This is a genomic window from Pseudomonas sp. CFBP 13710 (genome assembly GCF_014842235.1).
Lineage (GTDB): Bacteria > Pseudomonadota > Gammaproteobacteria > Pseudomonadales > Pseudomonadaceae > Aquipseudomonas > Aquipseudomonas baltica.
The window spans coordinates 162,640-187,721 of the sequence record NZ_JACYVJ010000003.1 but is presented as its reverse complement, the minus strand read 5'-3'; the positions used below and the strand labels follow the sequence as shown (position 1 = coordinate 187,721).

The 25,082-nt window shown below is 62.5% G+C and carries 31 protein-coding genes, 1 pseudogene and 1 riboswitch; of the genes and pseudogenes, 13 read left to right on the top strand and 19 right to left on the bottom strand.

What is annotated here, in order from left to right:
- The first annotated feature begins 4 nt into the window (after positions 1-4).
- The 4 genes from IFT44_RS09300 (at position 5) to IFT44_RS09285 (ending at position 2,286) form a co-directional block, all read left to right on the top strand.
- On the top strand, positions 5-187 hold the full coding sequence (locus IFT44_RS09300) for a CPXCG motif-containing cysteine-rich protein (RefSeq protein ID WP_122475196.1): 183 nt from the start codon (positions 5-7) through the stop codon (positions 185-187).
- A complete protein-coding gene (locus tag IFT44_RS09295; protein ID WP_122475195.1) occupies positions 187-447 on the top strand; it encodes a putative signal transducing protein in 261 nt (86 codons plus the stop codon). Before IFT44_RS09300 ends, IFT44_RS09295 begins: the two co-directional genes overlap by 1 nt.
- A 22-nt stretch (positions 448-469) precedes the next feature.
- A complete protein-coding gene (locus IFT44_RS09290) occupies positions 470-1,090 on the top strand; it encodes an SOS response-associated peptidase (protein ID WP_122475193.1) in 621 nt (206 codons plus the stop codon).
- 374 nt (positions 1,091-1,464) lie between these two features.
- Entirely contained in the window at positions 1,465-2,286 is an 822-nt protein-coding gene (locus IFT44_RS09285) for a M48 family metallopeptidase (RefSeq protein WP_122475191.1), read from the top strand.
- A 117-nt stretch (positions 2,287-2,403) separates the two neighbouring features.
- Here the strand turns inward: IFT44_RS09285 and IFT44_RS09280 are convergent, their stop codons facing one another.
- From IFT44_RS09280 to IFT44_RS09270, 3 genes are all read right to left on the bottom strand, one after another.
- Positions 2,404-2,988: a TMEM165/GDT1 family protein gene (locus tag IFT44_RS09280; RefSeq protein ID WP_122475190.1), complete on the bottom strand. Its 585-nt coding sequence runs from the start codon at positions 2,986-2,988 to the stop codon at positions 2,404-2,406.
- A 90-nt stretch (positions 2,989-3,078) separates the two neighbouring features.
- A riboswitch (yybP-ykoY riboswitch) is annotated at positions 3,079-3,196 on the bottom strand.
- Between the two features lie 42 nt (positions 3,197-3,238).
- The gene (locus IFT44_RS09275; RefSeq protein ID WP_192102618.1) at positions 3,239-4,234 is read right to left on the bottom strand and encodes a class I SAM-dependent methyltransferase; all 996 of its coding nucleotides are present in this window, start codon (positions 4,232-4,234) and stop codon (positions 3,239-3,241) included.
- 48 nt (positions 4,235-4,282) lie between these two features.
- Entirely contained in the window at positions 4,283-5,242 is a 960-nt protein-coding gene (locus IFT44_RS09270) for a 2-hydroxyacid dehydrogenase (protein ID WP_192058607.1), read from the bottom strand.
- Between the two features lie 147 nt (positions 5,243-5,389).
- Here IFT44_RS09270 and IFT44_RS09265 point away from each other — a divergent pair, with 147 nt between their 5' ends.
- The 3 genes from IFT44_RS09265 to IFT44_RS09255 all read left to right on the top strand — a co-directional run bounded on the left by IFT44_RS09265 (position 5,390) and on the right by IFT44_RS09255 (position 8,849).
- Entirely contained in the window at positions 5,390-6,019 is a 630-nt protein-coding gene (locus IFT44_RS09265; protein ID WP_122475185.1) for a LysE family translocator, read from the top strand.
- A 112-nt stretch (positions 6,020-6,131) separates the two neighbouring features.
- Entirely contained in the window at positions 6,132-8,006 is a 1,875-nt protein-coding gene (locus IFT44_RS09260) for a DUF1302 domain-containing protein (RefSeq protein WP_192175796.1), read from the top strand.
- A 144-nt stretch (positions 8,007-8,150) separates the two neighbouring features.
- Entirely contained in the window at positions 8,151-8,849 is a 699-nt protein-coding gene (locus tag IFT44_RS09255; RefSeq protein WP_122475182.1) for an OmpA family protein, read from the top strand.
- A gap of 55 nt (positions 8,850-8,904) precedes the next feature.
- Here IFT44_RS09255 and IFT44_RS09250 read toward each other — a convergent pair whose 3' ends face one another.
- Both IFT44_RS09250 and pta read right to left on the bottom strand, forming a co-directional pair.
- Entirely contained in the window at positions 8,905-9,783 is an 879-nt protein-coding gene (locus IFT44_RS09250; protein ID WP_185795024.1) for an acyltransferase, read from the bottom strand.
- Positions 9,784-9,793: 10 nt separating this feature from the next.
- Positions 9,794-11,890 carry a phosphate acetyltransferase gene (gene pta, locus IFT44_RS09245; protein WP_192175795.1) on the bottom strand — a complete coding sequence of 699 codons (2,097 nt, stop codon included), beginning with the start codon at positions 11,888-11,890 and terminating at the stop codon, positions 9,794-9,796.
- A gap of 226 nt (positions 11,891-12,116) precedes the next feature.
- On the opposite strand from pta, the gene IFT44_RS09240 reads away from it, so the two are divergent.
- The gene (locus IFT44_RS09240) at positions 12,117-12,602 is read left to right on the top strand and encodes an FKBP-type peptidyl-prolyl cis-trans isomerase (protein ID WP_043192958.1); all 486 of its coding nucleotides are present in this window, start codon (positions 12,117-12,119) and stop codon (positions 12,600-12,602) included.
- Between the two features lie 107 nt (positions 12,603-12,709).
- Here IFT44_RS09240 and IFT44_RS09235 read toward each other — a convergent pair whose 3' ends face one another.
- The 4 genes and pseudogenes from IFT44_RS09235 to cysZ all read right to left on the bottom strand — a co-directional run bounded on the left by IFT44_RS09235 (position 12,710) and on the right by cysZ (position 15,647).
- Positions 12,710-13,897, bottom strand: coding sequence for a glycosyltransferase family 4 protein (locus tag IFT44_RS09235; RefSeq protein WP_192175794.1), 1,188 nt, complete (start codon positions 13,895-13,897; stop codon positions 12,710-12,712).
- Between the two features lie 42 nt (positions 13,898-13,939).
- Positions 13,940-14,248 (bottom strand): hypothetical protein, encoded by a 309-nt coding sequence (locus IFT44_RS09230; protein WP_192175793.1) that lies wholly within the window; start codon positions 14,246-14,248, stop codon positions 13,940-13,942.
- 129 nt (positions 14,249-14,377) lie between these two features.
- Positions 14,378-14,663, bottom strand: a pseudogene (locus IFT44_RS09225) (aquaporin); the annotation flags it as partial.
- Positions 14,664-14,918: 255 nt separating this feature from the next.
- A complete protein-coding gene (gene cysZ / locus IFT44_RS09220; RefSeq protein WP_122795313.1) occupies positions 14,919-15,647 on the bottom strand; it encodes a sulfate transporter CysZ in 729 nt (242 codons plus the stop codon).
- Positions 15,648-15,879: 232 nt separating this feature from the next.
- On the opposite strand from cysZ, the gene IFT44_RS09215 reads away from it, so the two are divergent.
- On the top strand, positions 15,880-16,479 hold the full coding sequence (locus tag IFT44_RS09215) for a peroxiredoxin (RefSeq protein WP_122475170.1): 600 nt from the start codon (positions 15,880-15,882) through the stop codon (positions 16,477-16,479).
- Between the two features lie 134 nt (positions 16,480-16,613).
- A complete protein-coding gene (gene trxB, locus IFT44_RS09210; RefSeq protein WP_122475169.1) occupies positions 16,614-17,576 on the top strand; it encodes a thioredoxin-disulfide reductase in 963 nt (320 codons plus the stop codon).
- Positions 17,577-17,742: 166 nt separating this feature from the next.
- Here the strand turns inward: trxB and IFT44_RS09205 are convergent, their stop codons facing one another.
- From IFT44_RS09205 to IFT44_RS09185, 5 genes are all read right to left on the bottom strand, one after another.
- Positions 17,743-18,084, bottom strand: coding sequence for a HopJ type III effector protein (locus IFT44_RS09205; protein WP_192054674.1), 342 nt, complete (start codon positions 18,082-18,084; stop codon positions 17,743-17,745).
- The gene (locus tag IFT44_RS09200; RefSeq protein ID WP_049861226.1) at positions 18,077-18,373 is read right to left on the bottom strand and encodes a DUF1244 domain-containing protein; all 297 of its coding nucleotides are present in this window, start codon (positions 18,371-18,373) and stop codon (positions 18,077-18,079) included. Before IFT44_RS09200 ends, IFT44_RS09205 begins: the two co-directional genes overlap by 8 nt.
- A gap of 27 nt (positions 18,374-18,400) precedes the next feature.
- A complete protein-coding gene (folX, locus tag IFT44_RS09195) occupies positions 18,401-18,772 on the bottom strand; it encodes a dihydroneopterin triphosphate 2'-epimerase (protein WP_049861227.1) in 372 nt (123 codons plus the stop codon).
- A 59-nt stretch (positions 18,773-18,831) separates the two neighbouring features.
- Positions 18,832-19,533 carry a dihydromonapterin reductase gene (folM, locus tag IFT44_RS09190; RefSeq protein WP_122795311.1) on the bottom strand — a complete coding sequence of 234 codons (702 nt, stop codon included), beginning with the start codon at positions 19,531-19,533 and terminating at the stop codon, positions 18,832-18,834.
- Positions 19,534-19,600: 67 nt separating this feature from the next.
- Positions 19,601-20,167: an antibiotic biosynthesis monooxygenase gene (locus IFT44_RS09185; protein ID WP_122475163.1), complete on the bottom strand. Its 567-nt coding sequence runs from the start codon at positions 20,165-20,167 to the stop codon at positions 19,601-19,603.
- A gap of 206 nt (positions 20,168-20,373) precedes the next feature.
- Between IFT44_RS09185 and IFT44_RS09180 the strand changes: the two genes are divergently transcribed.
- The gene (locus IFT44_RS09180; RefSeq protein ID WP_192175792.1) at positions 20,374-21,321 is read left to right on the top strand and encodes a MerR family transcriptional regulator; all 948 of its coding nucleotides are present in this window, start codon (positions 20,374-20,376) and stop codon (positions 21,319-21,321) included.
- Between the two features lie 10 nt (positions 21,322-21,331).
- On the opposite strand, the gene IFT44_RS09175 is transcribed toward IFT44_RS09180, so the two are convergent.
- Entirely contained in the window at positions 21,332-21,937 is a 606-nt protein-coding gene (locus IFT44_RS09175) for a hypothetical protein (RefSeq protein ID WP_192058620.1), read from the bottom strand.
- Between the two features lie 57 nt (positions 21,938-21,994).
- Complete coding sequence (locus IFT44_RS09170) at positions 21,995-22,462, bottom strand: PAS domain-containing protein (RefSeq protein WP_122475159.1); 468 nt, start codon at positions 22,460-22,462, stop codon at positions 21,995-21,997.
- Positions 22,463-22,596: 134 nt separating this feature from the next.
- On the opposite strand from IFT44_RS09170, the gene IFT44_RS09165 reads away from it, so the two are divergent.
- Entirely contained in the window at positions 22,597-23,049 is a 453-nt protein-coding gene (locus IFT44_RS09165; RefSeq protein WP_185795029.1) for a flavodoxin, read from the top strand.
- A 3-nt stretch (positions 23,050-23,052) separates the two neighbouring features.
- Here IFT44_RS09165 and IFT44_RS09160 read toward each other — a convergent pair whose 3' ends face one another.
- Positions 23,053-23,328, bottom strand: coding sequence for a YebG family protein (locus IFT44_RS09160; RefSeq protein WP_122475156.1), 276 nt, complete (start codon positions 23,326-23,328; stop codon positions 23,053-23,055).
- Positions 23,329-23,553: 225 nt separating this feature from the next.
- Between IFT44_RS09160 and IFT44_RS09155 the strand changes: the two genes are divergently transcribed.
- Positions 23,554-23,994 carry a phosphate-starvation-inducible protein PsiE gene (locus IFT44_RS09155; RefSeq protein WP_043192974.1) on the top strand — a complete coding sequence of 147 codons (441 nt, stop codon included), beginning with the start codon at positions 23,554-23,556 and terminating at the stop codon, positions 23,992-23,994.
- A 13-nt stretch (positions 23,995-24,007) separates the two neighbouring features.
- Here the strand turns inward: IFT44_RS09155 and IFT44_RS09150 are convergent, their stop codons facing one another.
- Positions 24,008-24,346, bottom strand: a complete 339-nt coding sequence (locus tag IFT44_RS09150) for a DUF3509 domain-containing protein (RefSeq protein WP_192058622.1) — start codon at positions 24,344-24,346, stop codon at positions 24,008-24,010.
- A 219-nt stretch (positions 24,347-24,565) separates the two neighbouring features.
- Positions 24,566-24,976, bottom strand: a complete 411-nt coding sequence (locus IFT44_RS09145) for an HPF/RaiA family ribosome-associated protein (RefSeq protein ID WP_122475152.1) — start codon at positions 24,974-24,976, stop codon at positions 24,566-24,568.
- Between the last annotated feature and the right edge of the window lie 106 nt (positions 24,977-25,082).

Below are 25,082 nucleotides of genomic sequence, written 5' to 3'. Positions count from 1 at the left end.
CGCGATGCTGGAAACCCAAGATTACGATTGCCCCTATTGCGGAGAACCGGCCGAAGCGGTGCTCGACCTGTCGGGTGGCGATCAGCACTATATAGAAGACTGCCCGGTGTGCTGCCGCCCCATCGTGTTCGCGTTGCACACCGACGGCGAGCAATGGTCGCTGCACGTGCGCAGCGAGAACGAGTGATGCAGCGCATCTACGAGCCTGCAAGCCTGCTCGAAGCGCAGATGCTTTTGGGCATGCTGGAGAACGAAGGTGTAGGTGTGCATCTGGCTGGCCGGGATCTGGTTGGCGGCATGGGCGACCTGCCCGCGATGGGCCTGCTGGGTTTGCTGGTGGCCGACGAGCAGGCCGATTACGCACGGCAGCTGATCGGTGAGTACAATGCCGCGCTGCCCATGTCGGGCGACGAGCCCGACAGTTTCCCCGGGGTTCTGCTGTGCTAGACCCCTCAAGAGTTTTTGCCTGATGTGTGGACGTTTTGCCTTGTTTCGCTGGTCACCCGGTTTCGCCGCACAGGAGGGCTTTCCCGAAGGCCAGCAGGCGCAGTGGAATATTTCCCCGGGTGATTCGGTGCTGATCCAGCGTCGGGAGGGAGAACGCTCGACCCTGGCCAAGGCTCGTTGGGGGCTGACCCCGCCGTGGCTGACCGATCTGTCGCGAACCCCCGCCCATGCGCGTGCCGAGACGGTGGCCGAGCAGCCGATGTTTCGCGAGGCCTTGCGTCTGCGGCGTTGCCTGATTCCGGCCAACGGCTTCTACGAGTGGCGGGGCAATGTGCGCAAGCGGCCTTTCTGGCTGACGCCAGGGGAAGGTTCTTCATTGTTTTTCGCGGGTATCTGGGAAGCCTATCCGGTGCAGGAGCAGGTCTGGTTGAGCACTGCAGTGGTGACTCAGCCGGCCATGAGCCAGCGCCGGCCGTTGATCCTCGATGCCGCCGGGCAGGCAGCCTGGCTGGACCCAGCAACGCCCCTGGCTGCCCTGCAGTCGCTGCTCGCCGCGCCCCAGGCCGCTCTGCGCGAGCGTCCGCTGGCCAATCTGGTCAACGACCCCAAACTCAATGCCCCGGAGTGCCTGACCCCGGCGTGAGTCTTTGCACAGACCGCGTCGCCTGTTCGCGGCCACGGACCGCTCCTACGGGTTCGCGCGGTGCAACTGTACCGACCGCGTCGCCTGTTCGCGGCTGCGGACCGCTCCTACGGGTTCGCGCGGAGCAACTGTACCGACCGCGTCGCCTGTTCGCGGCCACGGACCGTTCCTACGGGTTCGCGCGGAGCAACTGTACCGACCGCGTCGCCTGTTCGCGGCCGCGGACCGCTCCTACGGGTTCGCGCGGTGCAACCGTAGGAGCGGTCCGTGGCCGCGAAACGGGCACCGCGGTGCATCGGGCGGACTGCTTGCGCAGGTGTCGTGTCCGATACTCACCGTGTAGGATACCCGCCAGGTTTCCCAGGAGAGTCCCAATGGGCAAGTTCTTCATTCCGGCCACCTTGGCCGTCAGCCTTCTGCTGGCCGGTTGTCAGGCCGTCAACACCACCAGCTCGGGCGCTGTGGGTGTGGAGCGCAAGCAATACATGTTCAGCATGCTGTCCACCGATGAGGTGAACAAGATGTACGCCCAGTCCTACCAGCAGACCTTGACCGAGGCCAGTGGCAAGGGCGTGCTCGACAAGACCAGCGCCGAAGCCAAGCGCGTCCAGGCGATCGCCGATCGGCTGATCGCCCAGGCGCCCAAGCTGCGCCCGGATTCGGCACAGTGGCAATGGGAAGTGAACCTGATCAAGAGCGACGAGCTCAACGCCAACTGCGGTCCCGGCGGCAAGATCATTTTCTACACCGGCCTGATCGACAAACTGAAACTCACCGACGACGAGATCGCCGCCGTGATGGGCCATGAAATCGCGCATGCCTTGCGTGAGCACGGCCGCGAGTCGATGTCCAAGGCCTACGGCATCCAGATGGCCCGCAACGGGGCAGGGGCGCTGCTGGGGCTGGGCGAAGACAGCCTGAAGCTGGCCGATACCGTGGTCAACTACAGCCTGACCTTGCCCAACAGCCGCGGCAACGAGAACGAAGCCGACCTGTTCGGGCTGGAGCTGGCGGCGCGTGCAGGGTACGACCCCAATGCCGCCATCACCCTGTGGAACAAGATGACGGCAGCAGCAGGCAGCAATTCGCCACCGGAATTCATGAGCACACACCCGGCTTCAGCCAGCCGGATATCGTCACTGCAGGCGGCCATTCCCAAGGTGATGCCGCTGTACGAGCAGGCGAAGAAATCCTGATGGCCCGCGGCGCCTGATTCGCGGGCAGAGACCCGCTCCCACAGGGGACTTCCCATACAAGAGTCCCCTGTAGGAGCGGTCAGCGGCCGCGAAAGCCGCGCCGCCGCTCCCAGCACCTTACACCCAGCCGCTGACCTTCATCGCCTGATACACCGCAACGAACGCCAGAATGAAAAACGCCCCCGAGGCCAGCCGGCGGATCAGCGTCAGCGGCAGCTTGTCGGCGGCAAAATTGCCCGCCAGTACCACCGGTACATTGGCAATCAACATGCCCAGCGTGGTGCCGATGATGACCATCAGCAAGTGCGGGTACTGCGCTGCCAGCATCACCGTCGCGACCTGGGTCTTGTCGCCGATCTCGGCAATGAAAAACGCGATCAGCGTGGTCATGAACGGCCCGTAGCGCCGCGCGGTGTTGGCTTCGTCGTCGTCGATCTTGTCCGGTATCAGGGTCCACAGAGCGGTCGCGGCGAAGCTTGCCGCCAGGATCCAGTGCAGGGCGGCGTCGGAGAAGAAGCCGCTGAACCAGGCGCCTACTGCACCTGCCGCCGCATGGTTGGCCAGGGTTGCGGCGACGATACCGGCGATGATCGGCCAGGGCTTGCGAAAGCGTGCCGCAAGGATCAACGCGAGCAACTGGGTCTTGTCGCCAATTTCGGCCAAGGCCACCAGCCCGGTAGGGACAAGCAGGGATTCCAACATCAGGAGCGTTCCTATGGGGGCGGGTCGACACGGCTATGACACGAACAGCCTCCCCGCCCCGGGTAAGGTGTGCGTGTCATAGGTCTTGTCAAACCCGGGCCGTCTGTGCGGCCGCTGGGTCGCACGCGCCATGGCCTGAGGGCCAAGTATGTTGACGCGTGCCATGCGAGCTGGCGCTCGCGGGAGACTACTCCCCTAGGACGGTGCGGATTCTGCCTAGGCAATCACGATAGGGCAAGCGAAGATTTGGCTATTTGATGGCACGATAGACCTTGAAGCCGCGCGCCTCGGACAGCGTCTGGCAGCGCCCGAAAGCGCCCTCGATCAGCGGTTGATAACGCAGGAAACTATTGGCAACCAAGCGAAGTTCGCCGCCTTTTTTCAGATGTTGGCTGGATTTTTCCAGCAGATTCTCTGCGGCGTGGTAACTGGTGTGCACCCCGGCATGGAACGGCGGATTGCTGATGATGGCATCCAGATGCAGTGGCGCGGCGTCGATACCGTCACCGGTAATGACATCGGCATCCAGCCCGTTGGCCGCCAGGGTCAGACGGCTGCTGGCGGTGGCGAAGGCATCGACATCGAGCAAGGTCAGCTGGTTGTCCGGGTAGCGCCGCTTGAGACTGGCGCCGACCACGCCGGCGCCGCAGCCGAAGTCCAGCAGATGGCCGCGAGGAAGGCCACCGATGTGATCGAGCAGCAGTTCGGTACCACGGTCCAGCCGACCATGGCTGAATACCCCCGGCAGGCTGATCACGGTCAACGGCTCACCGGCGATCTCCAGCTCATAGCGCTGCGCCAGGCTTTCCAGGTCCACGGCCGCTGGTGCCTGGTCGACAGTCACCTGCCACAGCTGGCAATGCCGTGCGCTGTCCAGCTTGCGCGGCTTGCCGAAGGCATGCAGCAGCTTCGCCGCGCCCTCGATGCCGCCACGCTTCTCGCCTACCAGGTACAGCTCACGCCCCTGCAACCGAGCGGCCAGGGCATTGAGCAGGTAGCTGGTCAGGTCGCGGGACTTGGGCAGGAACAACACCGCGCCATCGAACGGCGTCTCGGGGACGTTGACGCCGAAATGGCTGCGACCCTCGAAGCGCGCGTCCAGCGCTGCCTGGTCGCCGGCATGCCAGCACCAGCCGGCGGCGTTCGGCAACTGGCCGAAGAGGTCGTCGGCAGGCAGCCCGGCCAGCAGCAGTTGACCTTGAAACAAGTTGGCCTGACGAAGCAGCACTTCACTGCGCGGGTCCATGGGAGGGCTCCTGGCAAAAGCGCGGATTCTAGCAGACCAGGGCCGGTTTCAGACGCTGCGGATGGGCTGGCCAGCGAAGAAGGCCGTGGCATTTTCCGCCAGTTGGCCAATGATGCGCTGGCGCGCCTCGACACTGCCCCAGGCACTGTGCGGGGTAATGATCAGGCGTGGGATGTCGTCGGCCAACAGGGGGTTGCCGTCTACCGGTGGCTCGACGCTGAGCACGTCGGTGGCCGCACCGCCCAGGTGGCCACGACGCAAGGCATCGGCCAGGGCCTGCTCGTCGATGATGCCGCCGCGCGCGGTGTTGACCACGAAGGCGCTGGGCTTGAGCAGCGCCAGTTCGGGTGCGCCGATCATGTGTCGGGTGTGCTCGTTGAGCGGGCAGTGCAGGGTCAGCGCGTCGATCTGCGGCAGCAGTTCATGCAGCGGCAGGCGATCTGCGCGTGCCGGGCGGCCGGGAATCTGCCCCGACAGCACGCGCATGCCGAAGGCTTCGGCCAGCCTGGCAACCGCGCCGCCCAGCTCGCCATGGCCCAGCAGGCCGAGGGTCTTGCCCTCCAGTTCGACGATGGGGAAATCCAGCAGGCAGAACTGCTTGGCTTGCTGCCATTTGCCGGCTGCGATGGCGCGCTGATAGTCGGGCAGTCGGGTCGCCAGGGCGAGCAACAGCATCAAGGTGTGCTGGGCCACCGATGGGGTGCCGTAGCCCTGGCAGTTGCACACGGTGATACCCAGTTTGCGCGCGGCCGCAAGGTCGACGTTGTTGGTGCCCGTGGCCGACACCAGTACCAGCTTGAGGTCCGGGCAGGCCTGCAGGGTCGCGGCATCCAGAGCGATCTTGTTGCTGATGACCACGTTCAGGCCGCGCAGGCGCTCGGGCAGTTGCGCAGGCGTCGTGCTGGGGTAGAACTGCAGGTCTTCGAAGCAGGCCTTGAGCGCGGCAGGGTCCAGGTCACCCAGGTCCAGGGAGCTGTAGTCGAGGAAGGCGGCACGGGTAGCGGGCATGGGTGAACCTCTTGAAGGGGATGTGGATGTTCTACCATAGCTGCTGGATGAAAATCTTGTGGCCCTGGCCTGCTGACCTGAGGTAGCGTCCGGGGCTGTTTTTTGCAATCACCGTGTTTGCATCTGCCGCGCCTGGAGCCTGCCGTCATGTACTGGACCGAATTTCTCACCGTTGCCTTCATCCACTTGCTGGCGGTGGCCAGCCCGGGTCCGGATTTTGCGGTGGTGGTGCGCGAAAGCGTCAGCCACGGACGCCGGGCCGGTCTGTGGACCGCGCTGGGGGTGGGCACGGCGATCTTCGTCCACGTGGGCTATTCACTGCTGGGGATCGGCCTGATCGTGTCCCAGTCCATCGTGCTGTTCAATGTGCTGAAGTGGGCCGCTGCGGCGTACCTGCTCTACATCGGTTTCAAGGCCCTGCGCGCCAAGCCGGCCGCGGTCGACGTGCAGGCCAGCAGCGCGGCGCCGGTCCAGCGCACGCCCAAGGGCGCGTATGTGGCCGGGTTCATGACCAATGGCCTGAACCCCAAGGCCACCTTGTTCTTTCTTTCCCTGTTTACCGTGGTCATCAGTCCGCACACGCCGCTGCCGGTGCAGGCCGGTTACGGCGTGTACCTGGCGCTGGCCACGGCGCTGTGGTTCTGCCTGGTCGCCATGCTGTTCAGCCAGCGCCGGGTGCGCGAAGGCTTCGCGCGCATGGGCCATTGGTTCGACCGCGCCATGGGCGTGGTGCTGGTGGCGCTGGGTGTGAAGATCGCCCTCAGTGAAATACGCTGAAACCTGCCGCGCGCTGGCGTCGGATAACGCTTCTGGCTGGCTATAATGGCGGCGCAGTGCCCCTTGCCAGCACCCTAACGAACAGAGAACAGCGGAACATGGATCAGCGTCGATGAACTCAGTACACCTGTCCTGTCGCCGGGCCAGATTACCCCTGGCAGTTGGTCTGGCGACGCTTGCCGGGCCGGCGCTTGCCGTCAGCTTCAACATCGGCGAAATCGAGGGTCAGTTCGATACCGCGCTGTCGGTCGGCGCCAGCTGGTCCACGGCCGGGGCGAACCGCAACCTGATCGGCGTCAACAATGGTGGCTCGGGCCTGTCGCAGACCGCCGACGACGGTCGCTTGAACTTCAAAAAGGGCGAAACCTTTTCAAAGGTCTTCGAGGGGCTGCACGACCTGGAACTGAAATACGGCGACAGCGGCGTCTTCATTCGCGGCAAGTACTGGTACGACTTCGAACTCAAGGACGAAGGCCGTCCCTTCAAGGACATCAGCGACGTCCACCGCAAGGAGGCCGGGCAGTCCTCCGGCGCGCAGCTTCTCGACGCGTTCGTCTACCACAACTATGCCCTCGCCGATCAGCCAGGCGGCGTTCGCCTGGGCAAGCAGGTGGTCAGTTGGGGCGAGAGCACCTTCATCCAGAATGGCATCAATGCCCTCAACCCGATCGACGTCTCGGCCTTGCGCCGACCCGGTGCCGAGATCAAGGAAGGGCTGGTCCCGGTCAACCTGTTCTACGTCTCGCAGAGCCTGACCGACAACCTCTCGGCCGAGGCCTTCTACCAGCTCGAATGGGACCAGACGGTGGCTGACAACTGCGGCACGTTCTTCGCCCGGGCAGACGTTGCCGCCGATGGATGCAGTGACAATCTGCGCCTGCTGAGCAAGCGCTCGGGCCTGCCTGCCGCTGATCTTCCAGCGCTTGCCGCTGCCGGTGTGAATGTCAACGAAGAGGGGGTGCTGGTGCGCCGCGGTGCGGACCGCGATGCGCGCGACAGTGGCCAGTTCGGCGTGGCGCTGCACTACAACTACGACCCTTTGGACACCGAGTTCGGTGCCTACTTCATGAATTACCACAGCCGCCTGCCGCTGTTCAACGCCACCGGCGCATCGACCGCGACCTATGCATCAGCGTCGCGCGCCGGGGCTTTGGCGCCGTTGCTGGTGGCCGGCAATTCCAGCTACTTCTACGACTACCCCGAAGACATTCGTCTTTACGGGCTGAGCTTTTCCACCACGCTGCCTACCGGCACTGCCTGGAGTGGCGAAGTCAGCTACCGGCCCAATGCACCGGTGCAGCTCAACACCACCGACATTCTCTATGCCGGTGTGCGCCCGCTGGGCGGCACCTACAGCAATGCGTCGCTGCTCGACGGCACGCCCGGCCAGGACTTGAAGGGCTACCGCCGCAAGGAAATCACCCAGCTGCAGACCACCCTGACGCATTTCTTCGATCAGGTCATGGGCGCAGATCGGTTGACCGTGGTGGGCGAGGTGGGCGTTACCCATGTCGGTGGCCTGGAGAGCAGTTCGCGCAGGCGCTACGGTCGCGACGCGGTGCATGGTCCCGGTGCGTTGCCCGCCACCAATGGCCTGGACACCTGCGCAACGCTCCTCAACACCGGTACCCTGGCCGCTGCAGGTCCCGGTGCCTCGACCCGTAATCTGTCGCGCAACTGCACCGATGGCGGCTTCACCACCAGCACTTCATGGGGCTATCGCGCGCGCGCCATCTGGGACTACAACAGTGTGCTCCCTGGGATCGACCTGCGCCCCAGCGTGGCGTGGTCGCACGATGTGTCCGGCTATTCGCCAAGCCCCGGCGGCAATTTCGAGGAAGGTCGCAAGGCGGTCAGCCTCGGGCTCGACGCCGAGTACCAGAACACCTACACGGCGAGCCTGTCGTACACCAACTTCTTCGACGGCAAGTACACCACGGTGGATGACCGCGACTTCGTCGAACTCAGCTTCGGCGTGCATTTTTAAGCGGCACTGTGCAAGCCGCTGGCGTCGAGCCTGGTCGGCCCGGTCTGGGGAATCTTTCCCGGGTTTTGCCGTCCAAAGCAGTCAGAGGTCCATGACCCGCCGCATTCTGTTTTGCAGATTTCCGCCTTGTAGTAGGAGTTGCCCATGTTTACCTCGCGTCGCTTGATCACTGCCGCCGCTGCCATCGCCCTGTTGTCCGGGTGCGCGTCGCAGAATCCGTATGAAAACCAGGGCCAGGCCCAGGGTTCGTCGGGCATCAGCAAGACCGCCAAGTATGGCGGGCTGGGTGCACTGGCCGGTGCCGTGGCCGGTGCCGCCATCGACCACAACAACCGCGGCAAGGGTGCCTTGATCGGCGCTGCCGTGGCGGGTGCCGCTTCGGCAGGCTATGGCTACTACGCCGACCGCCAGGAAGCCGCGCTGCGTGAAAGCATGGCCAACACCGGGGTCGAAGTGCAGCGCCAGGGCGATCAGATCAAACTGATCATGCCGGGCAACATCACCTTCGCCACCGACTCGTCGAACATCTCCAGCAGCTTCTACTCGCCATTGAACAACCTGGGCAATTCGTTCAAGCAGTTCAACGAGAACAACATCGAGATCGTCGGCTACACCGACAGCACCGGCAGCCGCCAGCACAACATGGACCTGTCGCTGCAACGCGCCCAGGCGGTCAGCAACTACCTGACCTCACAGGGTGTCGATGGCTCGCGCCTGTCGGTCCGCGGCGCAGGTCCCGACCAGCCGATCGCCAGCAATGCCGACGCCAACGGCCGCGCCCAGAACCGCCGTGTCGAAGTCAACCTCAAGCCGATTCCAGGCCAGCAATACCCGCAGCAGTAATCACTGCTTCGGCCATGAAAAATCCCGCTCTGGCAGCGGGATTTTTCATGGGTGATCAGTGTGTCTCGAGTCGCTCGAGCGTCGCGTCCTTCTGCGTCCACAGCGCGTTGACCCATGCCTGAAAACGAGCCCGGTACTCGTCGTCCTGATCGTAGCTGTGACCGATGAATTGCGCCGGAATCGGCAGCTCTTCGAACAGCACATGGATCTCGCCTACCCGACCGCACAGTAGATCCCAGAACCCGGGGGCGCCCTTGGGATAGAACACCGTCACGTCGACCATCGACTGCAGTTGCTCGCCCATGGCATCGAGCACGAAAGCAATGCCACCGGCCTTGGGCTTGAGCAGATGGCGAAACGGTGATGCCTGGGCCGCGTGCTTGGCCGGGGTGAAGCGCGTGCCTTCGGCGAAGTTGAAGATGGCGGTCGGCTTGCCGCGAAACTTGGCGCAGGCGCGGCGCGTCGTGAGCAGGTCTTCGCCTTTCTTTTCCGGATGCCTGGCCAGATAGGCCTTGGAGTAGCGTTTCATGAACGGGAAGCCGAGCGCCCACCAGGCCAGGCCAATGACCGGCACCCAGATGAGCTCGCGCTTGAGGAAGAACTTCAGCGGGCGAATGCGCCGGTTCAGCACGTATTGCAGCACCAGGATATCGACCCAGCTCTGGTGGTTGCTGGTCACCAGGTAGGAGTGCTGGTAGTCCAGGCCTTGCAAGCCCTCGACTTTCCAGCCGATACCGCCGAGCAGGTTCATCCAGGCCTTGTTGTTGCTGATCCAGGCTTCGTGGATGTGGCGCATCAGTTCGTCGGTCACACGCTGCGCCGCCGCGAACGGCAGGCACAGCTTGATCAGGCTGACGATGAACAGCGGCGTGCAGCAAACGAGGGTGTTCAGCGCCAGCAGCAGCGCGGCGCACAGGCCGGTAAGCGTTTTCAAGAGAAGGGTCCTAGAGGTCGATGGTGCGGTTGGCCTGGATGGCAGTCAGGGCAATGGTGTAGACGATGTCATCGACTTGAGCGCCACGCGGCAGGTCGTTGACCGGTTTGCGCAGTCCTTGCAGCATCGGCCCCAGGCTCACGCAATCGGCGCTGCGCTGGACCGCTTTGTACGTGGTGTTGCCGGTGTTCAGGTCGGGAAACACGAACACCGTCGCGCGACCGGCGACCCGGCTGTCCGGGGCCAGTTGGCGCGCCACGTTTTCATTGGCGGCCGCGTCGTATTGCAGCGGGCCGTCGATCAGCAGATCGCGCTGGATCTCCTGGGCCAACTGGGTGGCCTCACGCACCTTCTCGACTTCTTCGCCACTGGCCGAGTTGCCACTCGAATAGCTGATCATCGCCACTCGCGCGGCAATGCCGAAGGCTTCGGCGGAGTCGGCGCTCTGCAGGGCGATCTCTGCCAGTTCCGCAGCGCTGGGGTGCGGGTTCATCACGCAGTCGCCATACACCAGCACCTGATCGGGGAACAGCATGAAGAACACCGAGGACACCAGGCTGCAGCCGGGCGCGGTCTTGATCAACTGCAGGGCCGGGCGGATGGTGTTGGCAGTGGAGTGGACGATGCCCGACACCAGGCCATCCACTTCATCCAGGGCCAGCATCATGGTGCCGATCACCACGTTGTCTTCCAACTGCTGCTCGGCCATGGGCGCGTTCAGGCTTTTGCTCTTGCGCAGGGCAACCATCGGCTCCACGTAGCGACCGCGGATCAGGTCGGGGTCGAGTATCTCGAGCCCTTCGGGCAGTGCGATGCCGTGGGCGCTGGCGACCGCCTGCACCTCGTCTGGCTTGGCCAGCAGCACACAGCGTGCAATGCCGCGCGTCTGGCAGATGGCGGCCGCCTGGATGGTCAGGGGGTCGTGACCTTCGGGCAGCACGATGCGCTTGTCGGCCTGTTGCGCGCGTTGGATCAGCTGATAGCGGAATACCGCCGGTGACAGGCGCAGTTCGCGCGGGGTACCACAGCGCTGGTGCAACCATTGGGCATCCAGATGGCCAGCGACGAAATCGGTGATGATCTCCGCGCGCTCGCGGTCATCAATGGGGATTTCCTTGTTCAGCTGGTTCAGGCGCGTGGCGGTGTCATAGGATCCCGTGCTCACCGACAGCACCGGCAGGCCGGCCTGCAAGGCGCCCCGACACAGCTCGAGAATGCGCGGGTCGGGCAGGGTGTCGCTGGTCAGCAGCAGCCCGGCCAGGGGCATGCCGTTCATGGCGGCCAGGCTCACTGCCAGAATGATGTCGTCACGGTCGCCTGGGGTGACCACCAGAACCCCCGGTTTGAGCAGCTGCACGGTATTGAGCACCGTGCGCGCGCAGATGATGATCTTGTTCATGCGCCGCTGCTCGTAGTCACCGGCGTTGATCACCTGGGCGCCGAGCAGCTCGGCCACGTCGCGCGTGCGCGGGGCGTTGAGGTCGGCCTGATAGGGAATGCAGCCGAGCAGGCGAAAATCGCCGCCACGCAGCAGGGGCGAGTGTTCCTTGAGACGGGCGGCGAAGACGTCCATGCCTTCACCGGTGCGGACCTTGTTGAGGATGACGCCCAGCACCTTGGGATCACGCGGGCCCCCGAACAGTTGCGCCTGCAACTCGACCCGGCCGGAAAGCTCGGCGAGCACTTCGTTCTCGGCACTCGACACCAGAATCACGTCGGCATCCAGGCTTTTCGCCAGATGCTGGTTGACCCTGGCCGCATAACTGGCGTGGCGCGTGGGCACCATGCCTTCGACGATGACCACATCGTTGCCGACGCAGGCCTGCTGGTACAGCGTCAGGATCTCTTCGAGCAACTCGTCGAGCTGGCCATCGCCCAGCATGCGTTCCACGTGGGCCAGGCCCAGGGGCTTGGGTGGTTGCAGGCCGTGGGTACGGGCCACCAGTTCGGTCGAGCGTTCGGGGCCCTGATCGCCGGGATGTGGCTGGGCAATGGGCTTGAGAAAGCCGACTTTCAGGCCGGCGCGCTCCAGGGTGCGCACCAGCCCCAGGCTGATGGAGGTCAGGCCGACGCCAAAATCGGTCGGCGCGATGAAAAATGTTTGCATGCGAGCTTCTCGGGTGAGCTTCGGGCTGCACGCTACAAGCATCACGCCACGGCCCGCAAGTAGAAACGAATCGCGCCGCAGGCAGTCATAACCTCAAGATGCGTGCAGAAGGCCCAATGGCCGCGCGCATCGTGTCCGGTCGACCACTGGCCGAGTGGGTTCGCTTTCACGCCATCCCTTGGTTACACTTGGTCGTTCTACATTCTTATGCAAAAGGTCTTACCTCATGCTGATCGCCGCCAACAAGGCTGTCTCCATCGAATACACCCTGACCAACGACGCCGGTGAGGTTATCGACAGCTCCGCCGGCGGCGCGCCGCTGGTCTATCTGCAGGGCGCTGGTAACATCATCCCCGGCCTGGAAAAGGCGCTGGACGGCAAGCAGGTCGGCGACGACCTGGACGTCGCCATCGAGCCTGAAGATGCCTATGGCGAGTACGCGGCCGAGCTGGTCAGCACCTTGTCGCGCAGCATGTTCGAAGGCGTCGACGAGCTGGAAGTGGGCATGCAGTTCCACGCGTCCGCGCCTGATGGCCAGATGCAGATCGTGACCATCCGCGACCTGGATGGCGACGACGTCACCGTCGACGGCAACCACCCGTTGGCCGGTCAGCGTCTGCACTTCAAGGTCAAGGTCGTCGACATCCGCGACGCCAGCCAGGAAGAAATCGCCCACGGCCACGTGCATGGCGAGGGTGGTCATCACCACTGATCTGGGCAAGGCGCTCTTGCGAGCGGCCAGGCGCAGATGCAACAAGGGGCACGTCAACGACGTGCCCCTTTTTTTGCCCCGCCACATCGCTACCCCTGTAGGAGCGGTCAGCGGCCGCGAAGGGGCGCTGCGGTGTTGGCCAGGGCCACTGAAGACGTCAGGTAGCACGCACCGCTCAGCTGCTTCTCGAACTGCTCGACGATGGCCGCCCAGCCCTGACGGCTGGCATGTCGGCGCGCATTGAGGCGAACCCGCCGCAAGTTCTCTTCGTTTTCCAGCAACCAGCCCGCCGCCTCGAGAAACGCCGCCTCGTCGCCCGGCATGGCCAGCGCGCCACTGTGCCCGTGGCGAATGTGCTGCGCGGCGGCGGCCTCATCGTAGGCCACCACGGCCAGCCCTGATGCCTGCGCTTCCAGAACCACGTTGCCGAAGGTTTCAGTAAGGCTGGGAAACACGAAGATATCGCCGCTGGCGTAGTGTTCAGCCAGCACCTCGCCGCGCAATGCCCCGCAGAATATCGCTTCGGGCATTTTTTGCTGAAGGCTGCTTCGCCGCCCCCCGTCACCCACCACGATCAACTTCATCACGCGCTGTGGATACTGCGCCTGCAGGTGGCTGAAGGTGCGCGCGAGCAGGTCCAGATTCTTCTCCCGCGCCAGGCGTCCGACATGGATCACCGCCAGGTCGCCCTCCGCCAGTCCCCAACTCTGACGCAACGTCAGGCTGCGCCGCGCAGGATGAAACAGCTGACCATCGACGCCGCGCGCCAGCAGATGCAAGCGCTCGAAGCCGCGTCGTTGCAATTCCAGGCGTTGGCCGTGGCTGGGCACCAGGGTCATGTGCGCACGGTTGTGAAACCAGCGCAGATAATGCGTCACCACACGCGTCAACAGCCCCAACCCACTTTGTGCGGCGTATTGCTGGAAGTTGGTATGAAAGCCGCTGACCACCACGATACCCAGCAGCCGTGCCGCGCGCAGTGCGCTCAAGCCCAATGGACCCGGTGTGGCGACATACACCACATCGGGCCGCCTCGAGCGCCAGTGCCGCACCAGCCGTCGCCCGGACGACTCGCCCCACTGCAGCCCCGGATAGCCGGGTATCGGCCAGCCGCGACACAACATCACATCGTCGCCGAGGCCTCTGTCCTGTGCCTGTCGCGGACGCACCACATCCACTCGGTGCCCGCGGCTGCGCAACCCTTCGCACAGATACTCGAGCGTACTGGCGACCCCGTTTATCTCGGGGGTGAAAGTTTCGGTAACCAGGGTGATATGCAGAGAGGGAGCTGTCATCAGCTCAGTTTCGAAGCGTTGTGTTGCGCGAGTGTGGCGCTTTCATGAGGTTTTTATGACTTCAAGTTTCCAGTCGAACAGTATTTCGCGTAATTCCTGCCACGGATGTTGTGGCTCGCAGCTGTCATTAGCGCATTTCGCCATGTGATTCGAATTGAAAGGCTGAGAAGAGGTTGAATACGTTTGCAATCCGCCGCACTCGACGCAAAAGATTTCACGTTCCATGATATGCCAGGAAACATGCCAGTGCTTCAGTCGTTTATCAGCGGAAAAAGTCGGAATCATCACAGCCTCGCGATGGTTGCAATTGCGACGTGGGAGCAAGCGTACAGTATCTTGATAGAGTTTCATGACGAAGCGACCGAGCCTACACATGGGCGGGAATCTTCAGATCATTTTTCTCGCCCATGGCTCTGCCCACCCAGCCTCCGATCAATCCGCCCATGATCGGCGCGAGCCAGAACATCCAAAGCGCTGCTGCCGCGGCTCTCGCTCCAGCAACCTGAGCCAGTACGTAGGGCAATACTTCACTGGAAGAGATCCTGCCACCGGCCCACAGTCCAACGGTGACGGCAGGGTTGAAGTGCCCCCCCGAGATAGGCCCTACCGCATACGCCATGGTGAGCACGGTCAAACCGAACGCCAGCGATACACCCGCGAATCCAATACCCAGTTCCGGGAATTTGGCGGCGAATATGGCACTTCCACACCCCCCGAACACAAGCCAGAATGTGCCCAGGAACTCAGCTGCCAGTTTCCGATTCATATTGATGATGCTCCAGTAGTTCAAGGTGATAGTTGCAAATCAACCTGACTAATGGAATGCACAGGTTACATCTTGAAGGCGCGATGTAAGGCAGTTGGATGTTACCGTTGCCAACCGCTGTGCGCGGCGTGGCTGGAAAGAACTGAAGAAACGTGTCAGGCGTTTGGCAATGACGCAAACGTTTCTGGGTAGAGGTAGAATAGTCGATTATGAACTGGTCGTAATCATTAACGACCAGTGGTTATCGCCAAAGACTTATTGTCGCTCGCGCACCCAGAACAATGTCGCGCCTGCCACCGCTGCAGGCATCATCAAAACGTTTACTCCCGGGATCAGCAGTGCCAGGTAAACGATGCCGCCGAAACTGAGGCTGCGCCAGCGCTTCTGCCGCAGCCAGGCGAGCATGTCCTGCCAACTCATCTTGTGGTTGTCGGCGGGGTAGTCGATGTATTGGATAGCCATCATCCAGACCCCGAACAGCAACCACAGAGGGGCGGCAATGATATTGAGCATCGGGATGAACGACAGCACGAACAGCGCCAGGGCGCGCGGCAGGAAATAGCCGAGCTTGCGCGCTTCGCGAGCCAGCGTACGCGGGATCATTTCAAACAGTTCGGTCCAGCGGAAGGCAGGGAAGTCGTCCTTGCCCCGCGCGACCACCTCGACCTTCTCGGAGAGAAAACCGTTGAAAGGGGCGGCGATGATGTTGGCCAGCATGGTGAAGCTGAAGAACACCATGAAGGCTACGAGCACCGCAAACAGCGGCCAGAGTATGAAGCTGAGGAAACCCAGCCAGTTGGGCAGGCTCTGGATCAAGTGGTCGACCCACCCGCTGAACAGGTGGCCGGCGAAGTAGATCAGGCCAACGAACAGCACCAGGTTGATGCTCAATGGCAGCAGTACAAACAGCCGCAGCCCGGGAGACAAGACCATTTTCAGGCCCTCGCGCAGGTATTGCGGGCCGGACAGTGCAGGGACAGGCATGGACAACTCCGAGACAGGGGAAACGTGCTGACAGTACCGGCTTTGCCGACGCTCGGGAACCACGGCAATGGCCGGTAACAACCTTGCGTGCTCTGCACGAATGGCCCTTCGCGTATAGACGAGGGCTATGGGTTGGATTGCCAAAGGGTATTTCCCTAATCGGGCCCACCTCGTTAAGCTTGGACACATCGAATTTCAACCCTTTCCCATCTTCGCTTCCAAGGAGTTCTTCATGAGCATTCTGGTCAACCGCCAAGCCCCTGACTTCGACGCCGCTGCCGTACTGGGCGACGGCTCGATCGTCGACAGCTTCAAGTTGTCGTCCCTGCGTGGCAAGTATGTGGTGCTGTTCTTCTGGCCGTTGGATTTCACTTTCGTGTGCCCATCGGAAATCATCGCCCACAACAACCGCATCGCCAAGTTCCGCGAACTGGGTGTCGAAGTGGTCGGGGTGTCCATCGATTCTCAGTTCACTCACCACGCCTGGCGCAGCACGCCGGTGGAGAAGGGCGGTATCGGTGAGGTCGAATTCACCATGGTCGCCGACGTCAAGCACGAGATCGTCCGCGCCTACGGCGTCGAGCACGAAGATGGCGTGGCTCTGCGTGCCTCGTTCCTGATCGACCAGCAAGGTGTCGTGCAGCACCAGGTGGTGAACAACCTGCCGCTGGGTCGCGATGTCGACGACATGGTACGACTGGTCGAAGCGCTGCAGTTCACCGAACAGCATGGTGAAGTCTGCCCGGCCGGCTGGCGTCCGGGCCAGAAAGGCATGAAGGCCGATGCCCAGGGCGTCGCCGACTACCTGGCTGGAAATGCCAAGAGCCTGTAAGCGCTGACCCTGCCTGGATTTCACGGGCAAGTTTCTGGGCTGGCGGCGTTGAACCTTCCCCAAGGTGCCTTGCCAGTCCTTTTTATTCCAGCCGCACCGGATCGGCGCCAACGTCCGGCAGTCAGGAGTTAGTCATGTCTCAAACCCGTCATTCCCGCGTGATCATCCTGGGCTCCGGCCCTGCCGGTTACAGCGCTGCCGTGTACGCTGCGCGCGCCAACCTCAAGCCGCTGCTGATTACCGGCATGCAGGCAGGCGGTCAGTTGACCACCACTACCGAAGTCGACAACTGGCCGGGCGACCCCCATGGCCTGACCGGCCCGGCCCTGATGGAGCGCATGCGCGAGCACGCCGAGCGCTTTGAAACCGAAATCGTCTTCGACCACATCAATGCCGTTGACCTTGCTGCCCAGCCGTTCACCTTGACGGGTGACAGCGCAACCTACACCTGTGACGCGCTGATCATCGCCACCGGCGCCAGTGCTCGCTACCTGGGCTTGCCGTCGGAAGAGGCGTTCATGGGCAAGGGCGTTTCGGCCTGTGCCACGTGCGATGGCTTCTTCTATCGCAACCGTGAAGTCGCGGTAGTGGGCGGCGGCAACACGGCGGTCGAAGAGGCGCTGTACCTGGCCAACATCGCCAGCAAGGTGACCCTGGTCCATCGTCGCGATACCTTTCGCGCCGAGAAGATCCTGATCGACAAGCTGCATGCTCGCGTGGCCGAAGGCAAGATCGAACTCAAGCTCAATGCCACGCTGGAAGAGGTGCTGGGCGACAACATGGGCGTGACCGGTGCGCGCTTGCGCAACAACGATGGCATTGCCGAAGAGCTGAAGGTCGATGGCGTGTTCATCGCGATCGGTCACACGCCGAACACTTCGTTGTTCGACGGGCAATTGGCTCTGAAGGACGGCTACATGGTGGTTCAGGGCGGGCGTGAAGGCAACGCCACCGCGACCAGCGTCGAGGGCGTATTCGCTGCCGGCGACGTGGCTGACCACGTGTACCGCCAGGCAATTACCTCGGCCGGTGCCGGCTGCATGGCAGCGCTGGATGTAGAGCGTTATCTGGATGGGCTGGCCAACGCTTCGTTCTGATCCAGAACCGCAGCGCGGCTTTCGCGGGTAGAACCCGCTCCCACAGGGAGTTGTAGTCCCAGTGAAGGACACTGTCCCTGTGGGAGCGGGTTCTACCCGCGAAGAGGCCCCAAAGCCGGGCACAAAAAAACCGACCCCTGCAGGTCGGTTTTTTCATGCCTGCCCGTTAGCCCCGACGGGTCAGCGGCTGTTCGGAAAACTTAACCCCTGCCAACCCATGCGCCATCAGGTTGCGGATATTACCGTGGTCACTACCCTCGGGCGTCGCCACCACCGAACGGTAGTGTTCGCCAAACGCCAGCAGTGCCTCTTCATCGCTCAAGCCTTCCAGCAGTGCCAGGCCCAGGGTCTTGCAGGACCCTTCGTTCTGCCCGGCAGCATTGTCCAGAGCGCCGTTGCTGAATGCCTGTGGCTCATAGGCATAGTGCTCGGCGACAAAGGCCAGCGTCGCGGCGAACTGATGTTCACCGCTGGCCAGGCTGGCGCGCAGCGAATTCACATCACGCATTGGGCGTCCCCTTGGCGAAGGCCGCCTGCTGTTCGGCGCTGGCTTCCTGCTGGTATTGCGCCTTCCACTGCGCATAGGGCATGCCGTAGACGACTTCGCGGGCCTCATCGAGGCTGACCTCGACCTGCTGCTCGTCGGCGGCCGCCTTGTACCACTTGGACAGGCAATTGCGGCAGAACCCTGCCAGGTTCATCAAGTCGATGTTCTGCACGTCCTTGCGTTCGTCCAGATGCTTGACCAGGCGGCGGAAAGCCGCTGCTTCCAATTCCAGGCGTTGTTGTTCGTTCATGTCGCTCTCCTGCTGGGCGGCAACCGGTCAGCGGCTGCCGGCGAGGGTGATCGAAACCGATTCGGCGAAGCGCAGCGCATGGGGCTTGTCGACTTCCACTTCGGCATAGCGCACGGCGGTGTTCTGCATGACCAGATCGAGAATCTCCTGGGTCAGGCGTTCGAGCAGGGCAAACCGGTTGCCCTCCACATGCTGGATCACCGCCTTGGTGATGGTGCGGTAGTTCAGGGCATGCTCGATATCGTTGTCGCGCACCGCTTCGAGCGCCGGATACAGGACGGTGAGGTTGATCAACACATCCTGCTTGTTGACGATTTCGTCTTCGTTGATACCGATGAAGGTGCGCAAGCGCAGGTCCTTGACCCGGATGCGTGCCATTCCTGGCTGCAGTGGTGCCATCGTTGTGTGCTCCGCAGAATGTTCGGGGCCAGCGTCGTGCCGAACCGACGCAGGCATGCCTATTTTACGTGTCTGCCGCCGTTGACGGTCAAGGTCGTGCCCGTCACGTAGGGGTTTTCCAGCAGGTAGCGCAGGCTCTGGTAGATGACCTCGGCACCCGGCTCGATGCCCAGCGCCGACTTGGCCAGCGATTTGTAGCGATAGTCGGCATCGTCATCCGGGTTGAACAGAATCAGCGCCGGGGCAATCCCGTTCACTTTGATCGCGGGCGCGAACCGCGCCGCGAACGACAGCGTGAGGTTGTCCAGTCCCGCCTTGCTCGCGCAATAGGCCATGTGCTTGGCGCTACCCTTGCGCGTCACGTCATCGCTGATGTGCACGATGTCGGCAGGTTTCGACGCGCGCAGCAGGTCGGCGCAGTGCAAGTTGATCAGATAGGGCGCCAGCATGTGCACATTGACCATCTGCTGGAACGCGGCGGCTTCGTCTCCGGCGCTGTCCGCGATCCAGGCCGAGGCATTGTGCACGATGGCGCGCAGCTGGGTGGTCTGCGCCTTGAGTGCGTCGATGAAGGCCAGGATGCCGGCTTCGCTGGCGAAGTCGGCATGGATGGTCACCGCGCCCATCTCGCGCAGGTGCGCAACGGTTTCGCGCTCCTGGCGATAGCTGATGATGACCGGTTGGCCTTCGCCCAGCAGGCGTTCGGCACAATGCAGGCCGATGCGCTGGCTGGCGCCGGTAATGAGGATCGGGTGAGGCATGGGGCGAGCTCTTCGTCGGCAGGTTGCTGCGCCGATTTATATCACAAAGCGCAGCAGGTCCGGCCGTTCACGCCACCTTGGCCTTGGGCAGCGGCGCCCGGCTCGGCGTGGCGTGCAACCAGCCGCGCAACAGGCGCGTCGACAGTGGAATGAAAAAGAACACCATGAGCGGGGTCAGGGCCAGGGTGCTGAGCATGACTCTGGGCACCAGGCTGATCTCGTTCAGCACGTGACCGAACAGGAAGTTGAAGATCAGCGATACCGGAAAGAACGCCAGCCAGATGGCCACCGCCTGTTTCCAGCGCGGCGGGCGCTGCAGGCCACTGTCACCGAACCAGCCTTCGGTGCCGCTGACCCGGTGCACGTGTGGCTGGGCGAACAGTTCACTGCCACGGCCAAGCCAGGAGCGACGGGAGGCAGAATGCTCCCATGCATGCAGCGTGGTTTCATCGGCAAAACGGAAGATGATCTGGAATTCGTCATCGCCCGGCGCGGGCGCCAGAACGCCTGAACCCAGGTAACCTGGAAAATCGGTGGCCAGTTGTTCGCCCTCATGCAGCCAGGCGATCAGGTCCTGATATTTGCCATCGGCCACGCGGCGCGCAACCATCAGGGTAACGGGGGAGGTAGACATCGTGTATCTCCAGGCAGTCTGGCGCTCCGGGTAGGAGCCTCCATCGAATGCAGCGCCGGGGTGGTGGCGTGCATCTGAAATCAAGCAAGTATTATTCCCGAAAACCGCTGCGTGCACATCTACCGTCGGTTGGATCATCCACAAACCCCAAGCCTCTGCCAGCGGTTACACTGTGCGTTCCTGTTCCTGGCGGCGGTTGACTAGCAATGAGCGAATCCGGCACCCGATTGCCCGGCGTGCAAGACCACGCGCTGGATGAGCTGTACCCCATTCGCGAGGTGGCCCGGTTGACCGGGATCAACCCGGTCACGCTGCGTGCGTGGGAGCGCCGCTATGGTCTGGTGCAGCCTACCCGCACCGAAAGTGGGCACCGCCTGTACTCCCTGGCCGATATCGAAGAGGTGCGCAGTATCCTGGGCTGGATAGAGCGGGGCGTGGCGGTGAGCAAGGTTGGCAAGATCCTGGCGCGCACCCAGCAGGCCAGAACTGCGCTGCCCGGGCCCTGCGACGAGCACGGTGAATGGCAGCAGTGGCAGGAGCGGATTCGCCAGTGCGTACGTGAGTTTGCCGAAGCTCGGCTCGATCAGGTCTACGGCCAGGTGTTTTCCAGCTATCCGCTGGCCGTGGTATTCGAACAGGTACTGATGCCGGTCTGGCAGGAGCTGCTGGTGCATCAGGGCCACTTTGGCCAGGCCAGCGAATGGTTGTTCCTCGACACCTTCCTGCGTGCCCGCACCCTGCAACGGCTGCGCCTGGCTTCCGATCAGGGCCAAGACAGCCGGGTATTGCTGGTGGCCATACCAGAGCAGTGCCGGGAACTCGAGCTCCAGGTCACAGGCCTGCTGCTGGGCGGACCGCAAGTCGAAGTGCAACTGCTCGGTCTGGGCCAGCCGCTCGAAGAGCTGAGCCTGGTCTGTGAAAAGCTCGCGCCCCAGGCAGTGGTGCTGTTCTCCAATCGCCCAGCGCCACCGGCACTGCCACGGCAGCTGGCCAAACTGAACAACGCCCTGAGCTGCCCGTTGCTGTTGGCCGGAGAGCTGTCCGAAATCATGCAGGACAGCCTGCGATCCACTGAGATCGCCTGGCTGGGCAGCGATGGACGTTTGATGCAACGGCGTTTGCAGCAGTACCTGGCCGGGCATCTGGACAGCTGATTCGGCGCATTCAGGTGTGCAGTTGCGGATGCACCAGTTGGTGGTGCATCAGAATGAACTGGCGCAAGGACTCTATCGCCTTGGCGTTGTTCTGGCTGAGCCGGTAGGCAAACAAGCCGTGCTCGGCCTCGCGAATCATCGAACCGCGCAACGGGATCGGTGCGCACCCTTCGGGGGTGAACCACAGCTGGAATTGCGCGGGCGCCTGTGCCCCATTGCGAACCTCGAGCAAGGCGCCCTTGAAGGAAATGTCACGGACCCAGAAGTCGCTGTCACGCCCTTCGCCGTCGCGCAGCACGATCGGCTGCGCGAGGCTCAGCCGCCACGGGCGCAACATCGGTCCGTCCTCATAGATGCTGGGTGCCCCGAGCTCTAGGTGCGCCGCCTGGAACTCGTCTTCCACGACCTGCAGCGGAAAGCTGATCTGCTGGTTTTCCAGGTGTGCTTCGATGGTGACCTGTTCGTGGGATGCCAGGCGCATCAGCAGATCGCGAACCTGCGGTCCACCCTTGATGGAAAGGTTGAGCAGGGTATCGCGAACATTGAGCTGCGGGTTGGCCTGCATCGCCCGCAGAAACTCCAGTTCGTCCTGGGTCAGCAACACATCAGGCGGCATGGCGTGCACTCGCGGCAAAGGGTGACTCGAAGCAACATTGGAAAACGTCCATGGCGGTCATACCGCACCGGGCGGGGCAGGGGTTTCGAGTTCGACGATGCGCTGTTGCAGCGCCGCCACCTGCTGCTCGAGCGCGACGATGCGCTGCTGCGCTTCGACCTCGCTGCTGACATCCTTCTGGATGCCGATGTAGTACATCAGTTGATCGCTGTCGTTGTGTACCGGGGTGATCGACAGCTCATTCCAGAAGAAACTGCCGTCCTTGCGGTGGTTGCGCAGCACCTCGCGGCACGCCAACCCCTGGTCGATCGCCTCGCGCACGCGCTGGCGCGCAGGCTGGTCGCGGTCGTCACCCTGCAGCAGGCGGCAGTCCTGGTAGAGCATTTCCAGTGACGTATAGCCGGTCATGCGCTCGAACGCCGGATTGACGTAGATGAGGATGTTGTCCTCGCCTTCCTGTTCGGCGACGACGATGCCGTCGTTGGACGCATCGATCACCAGTTGCAGCAGCTTCGCATTGATCATGTCAGGGTTCCCTAGCGTGCAGCGTAGTCTAATTCATACGGGCTGCGGGAGGGATCCCAGTACGTCAGATCCTGTCTTTCAATGCGCGGTCGGGCTGGTAAGATCAGCGCTTTCAACGGTCCGAGACAGTCATCATGAAAGTTGCCATCCTCAGCGGTTCGGTCTACGGCGCGGCCGAGGAAGTCGCCCGGCATGCCGAGCAGCTGCTAAAGCGACAGGATATCCAGGCCTGGCACAACCCGCGAGCCACTCTGCAGGACGTGCTGGCATTCGCGCCCGAGGCTGTTTTGGCGGTGACCTCGACCACCGGCATGGGCGAACTGCCGGACAACATCATGGCGCTGTACGCTCAGCTTCGCGATGAACTGCCGGCGGCGCTGCGTGGCCTGCCCGGTGGTGTGATCGCGCTGGGGGACTCCAGCTACGACACCTATTGCGGCGGCGGCGAGCAGTTGCGCGAGTTGTTTGCAGAGCTGGGCGTGCACGAGGTTCAGGACATGCTGCGCCTGGACGCCAGCGAAAGCGTCACCCCGGAAACCGACGCAGAGCCCTGGCTGGCCGAGTTCGTGCAAGCGCTGCAGGCCTGACGATCAGGCCTGCTCGGCGGGGTCGGCCGTAGCCGTGAGCAACTCGTTCAGGGCATCGGGCTGACTCTTGAATGCCTTGGCGAAGATGTCGCGGTTTTTCGCCATGTAGATACCGGCGTCTTCGACCTGTTTGTCATCGAGTGACGGCACGGCTTTTTTCAGTACGTCTGCCAGCAACTCAGCCAGCTCGAGCATTTTGTCGTGACGATCGGCTTCAGCTTTGTCCATAAACAGGCGCTCCAGATCTCGGCTGCTGCGGTATACCACTTCGACGGCCATTGACCACCTCATTTGCCCAGGGAATGGTTTCAGTATAACTACTGTTCGTTTATACAGTGCCAAGCATAAGGCAAATCGGCAGGCTTGAACAGAGGTGCCGACGAGGGGCCCTGCGACAGTCTGGCTGCTTCTCACCAGCCATGCCTGGCCCTTATGCTGCATGCCCTGAACGAGCATAGGCGTTCAGGCGCATCTCACCATCGGTTGGCAAAAGGAATACAGGCAATGAAATGGGCCGAAAAACTTCGCGGGAGTCTGCACGCCCAGGCCGATTCGCTGGGCAATCTGTGCGTCGAAGCGTTCCACTATCTGGCGTTGTTCGGCATTGGCGCCATCACCGCCTGGGCGGCTGTCAGCGCTTTTCTGGGAATGGTAGAGAAGGGCAGCGTGAGCGTGGACGACATTCTGCTGCTGTTCATCTATCTTGAGCTGGGGGCGATGGTGGGGATCTACTTCAAGACCAACCACATGCCCATCCGCTTCCTGCTGTACGTGGCAATCACCGCCCTGACTCGCCTGCTGATCGGCGATGTCTCGCACCACAATGCACCGGATCTGGGCATCATCTACCTGTGTGGTGGCATCCTGCTCCTGGCTTTCGCCATTCTGGTGGTGCGCTATGGGTCTTCGCGCTATCCATCGGTAAAGGAGAAGTCCGACAGCTGAGTCGCACGGCGGCTCATTGCAGGCTGGCGGCGACCGGCGAGGTGTGCGCGGCGTTGGCGCGAAGGACTGGCTTGCTGCCCAGCTTCTCGACGTTGCCGGCATCGGTCATCGCCGCCAGGATCTGCATGGCGCTGCCACCTTGCTCGATGGCCATGCCGAACTGGATGCTTTCGATCAGCCGGCGCATGCGCTTGGGGTCGTTGCGCTGTTCGGCGGTGATCACGCGCTTGGCGGCAACGCCGCGCTCGTTGGACAGGGTCAGCATGATGCTGCCATCCAGGCGCTGAATGCTCAGGTTGACGCGGTACTCGGGTTGGAACGCATCGCTCAGGGCTTGGAATGGATTATCCATGATGTACTACCTGCAATAGTCGAACTTCGTTAATGGACTAGGCGATTAGTTACTGGTTCAAGACCGCTGGTCGGCGCCGCGTTTCATCTTTTGCTATATGTAACTGCCGCCCTACTTCGTCGCAATTGATGTAGCAATCGCCGTGCCCGGACCGGAAAACTTGTTCGCAGGCAATAAAAAAGGCGAGCCCCGGGCTCGCCTTTTCCTACCTTGCAGGGCTCAGGACTTGCTGTTGAGCACCTGTTCGTTTTCCAGAAACTCTTCCTCGAGCAAGGCTTCGTTCGGACCATCGGGAATGGTTTGCTGGTTGGCTGCACGCTTGTTGCGCAGCCTGCCGAACATGTGCTCCAAAGCGTGGCTGAGCTTCTCGGCGGCGCCATCGACCGCCAGGTCCAAGGTTTCAGCCTTGTGCGTCACGGAAATGGGCTGGTGACCTTTTGGACGCGCTTCCATCTGGCAGCGCATGTCGTCGGGCCCGGATTTCTGGCCGTTTTCGTCGGCGAGATGAACCTCGATACGGGTGAGATCCTCCTGATAATGCTCGACTGCGTTTTCCACTACGGTGCGTACCCACTCCTGCAGGCGGGCATCGCCTTGAATATGGTTATCGCTATTGACCTGGATCTGCATAGTTCATCCCTTATTCGGCTTGCTAGCTAGAGATTCGATGACACTGATATTCATCGCCTCTTGAAGTACAAGGTCAGGGAGTTGAAGAAACAATTCAACCCCCTGA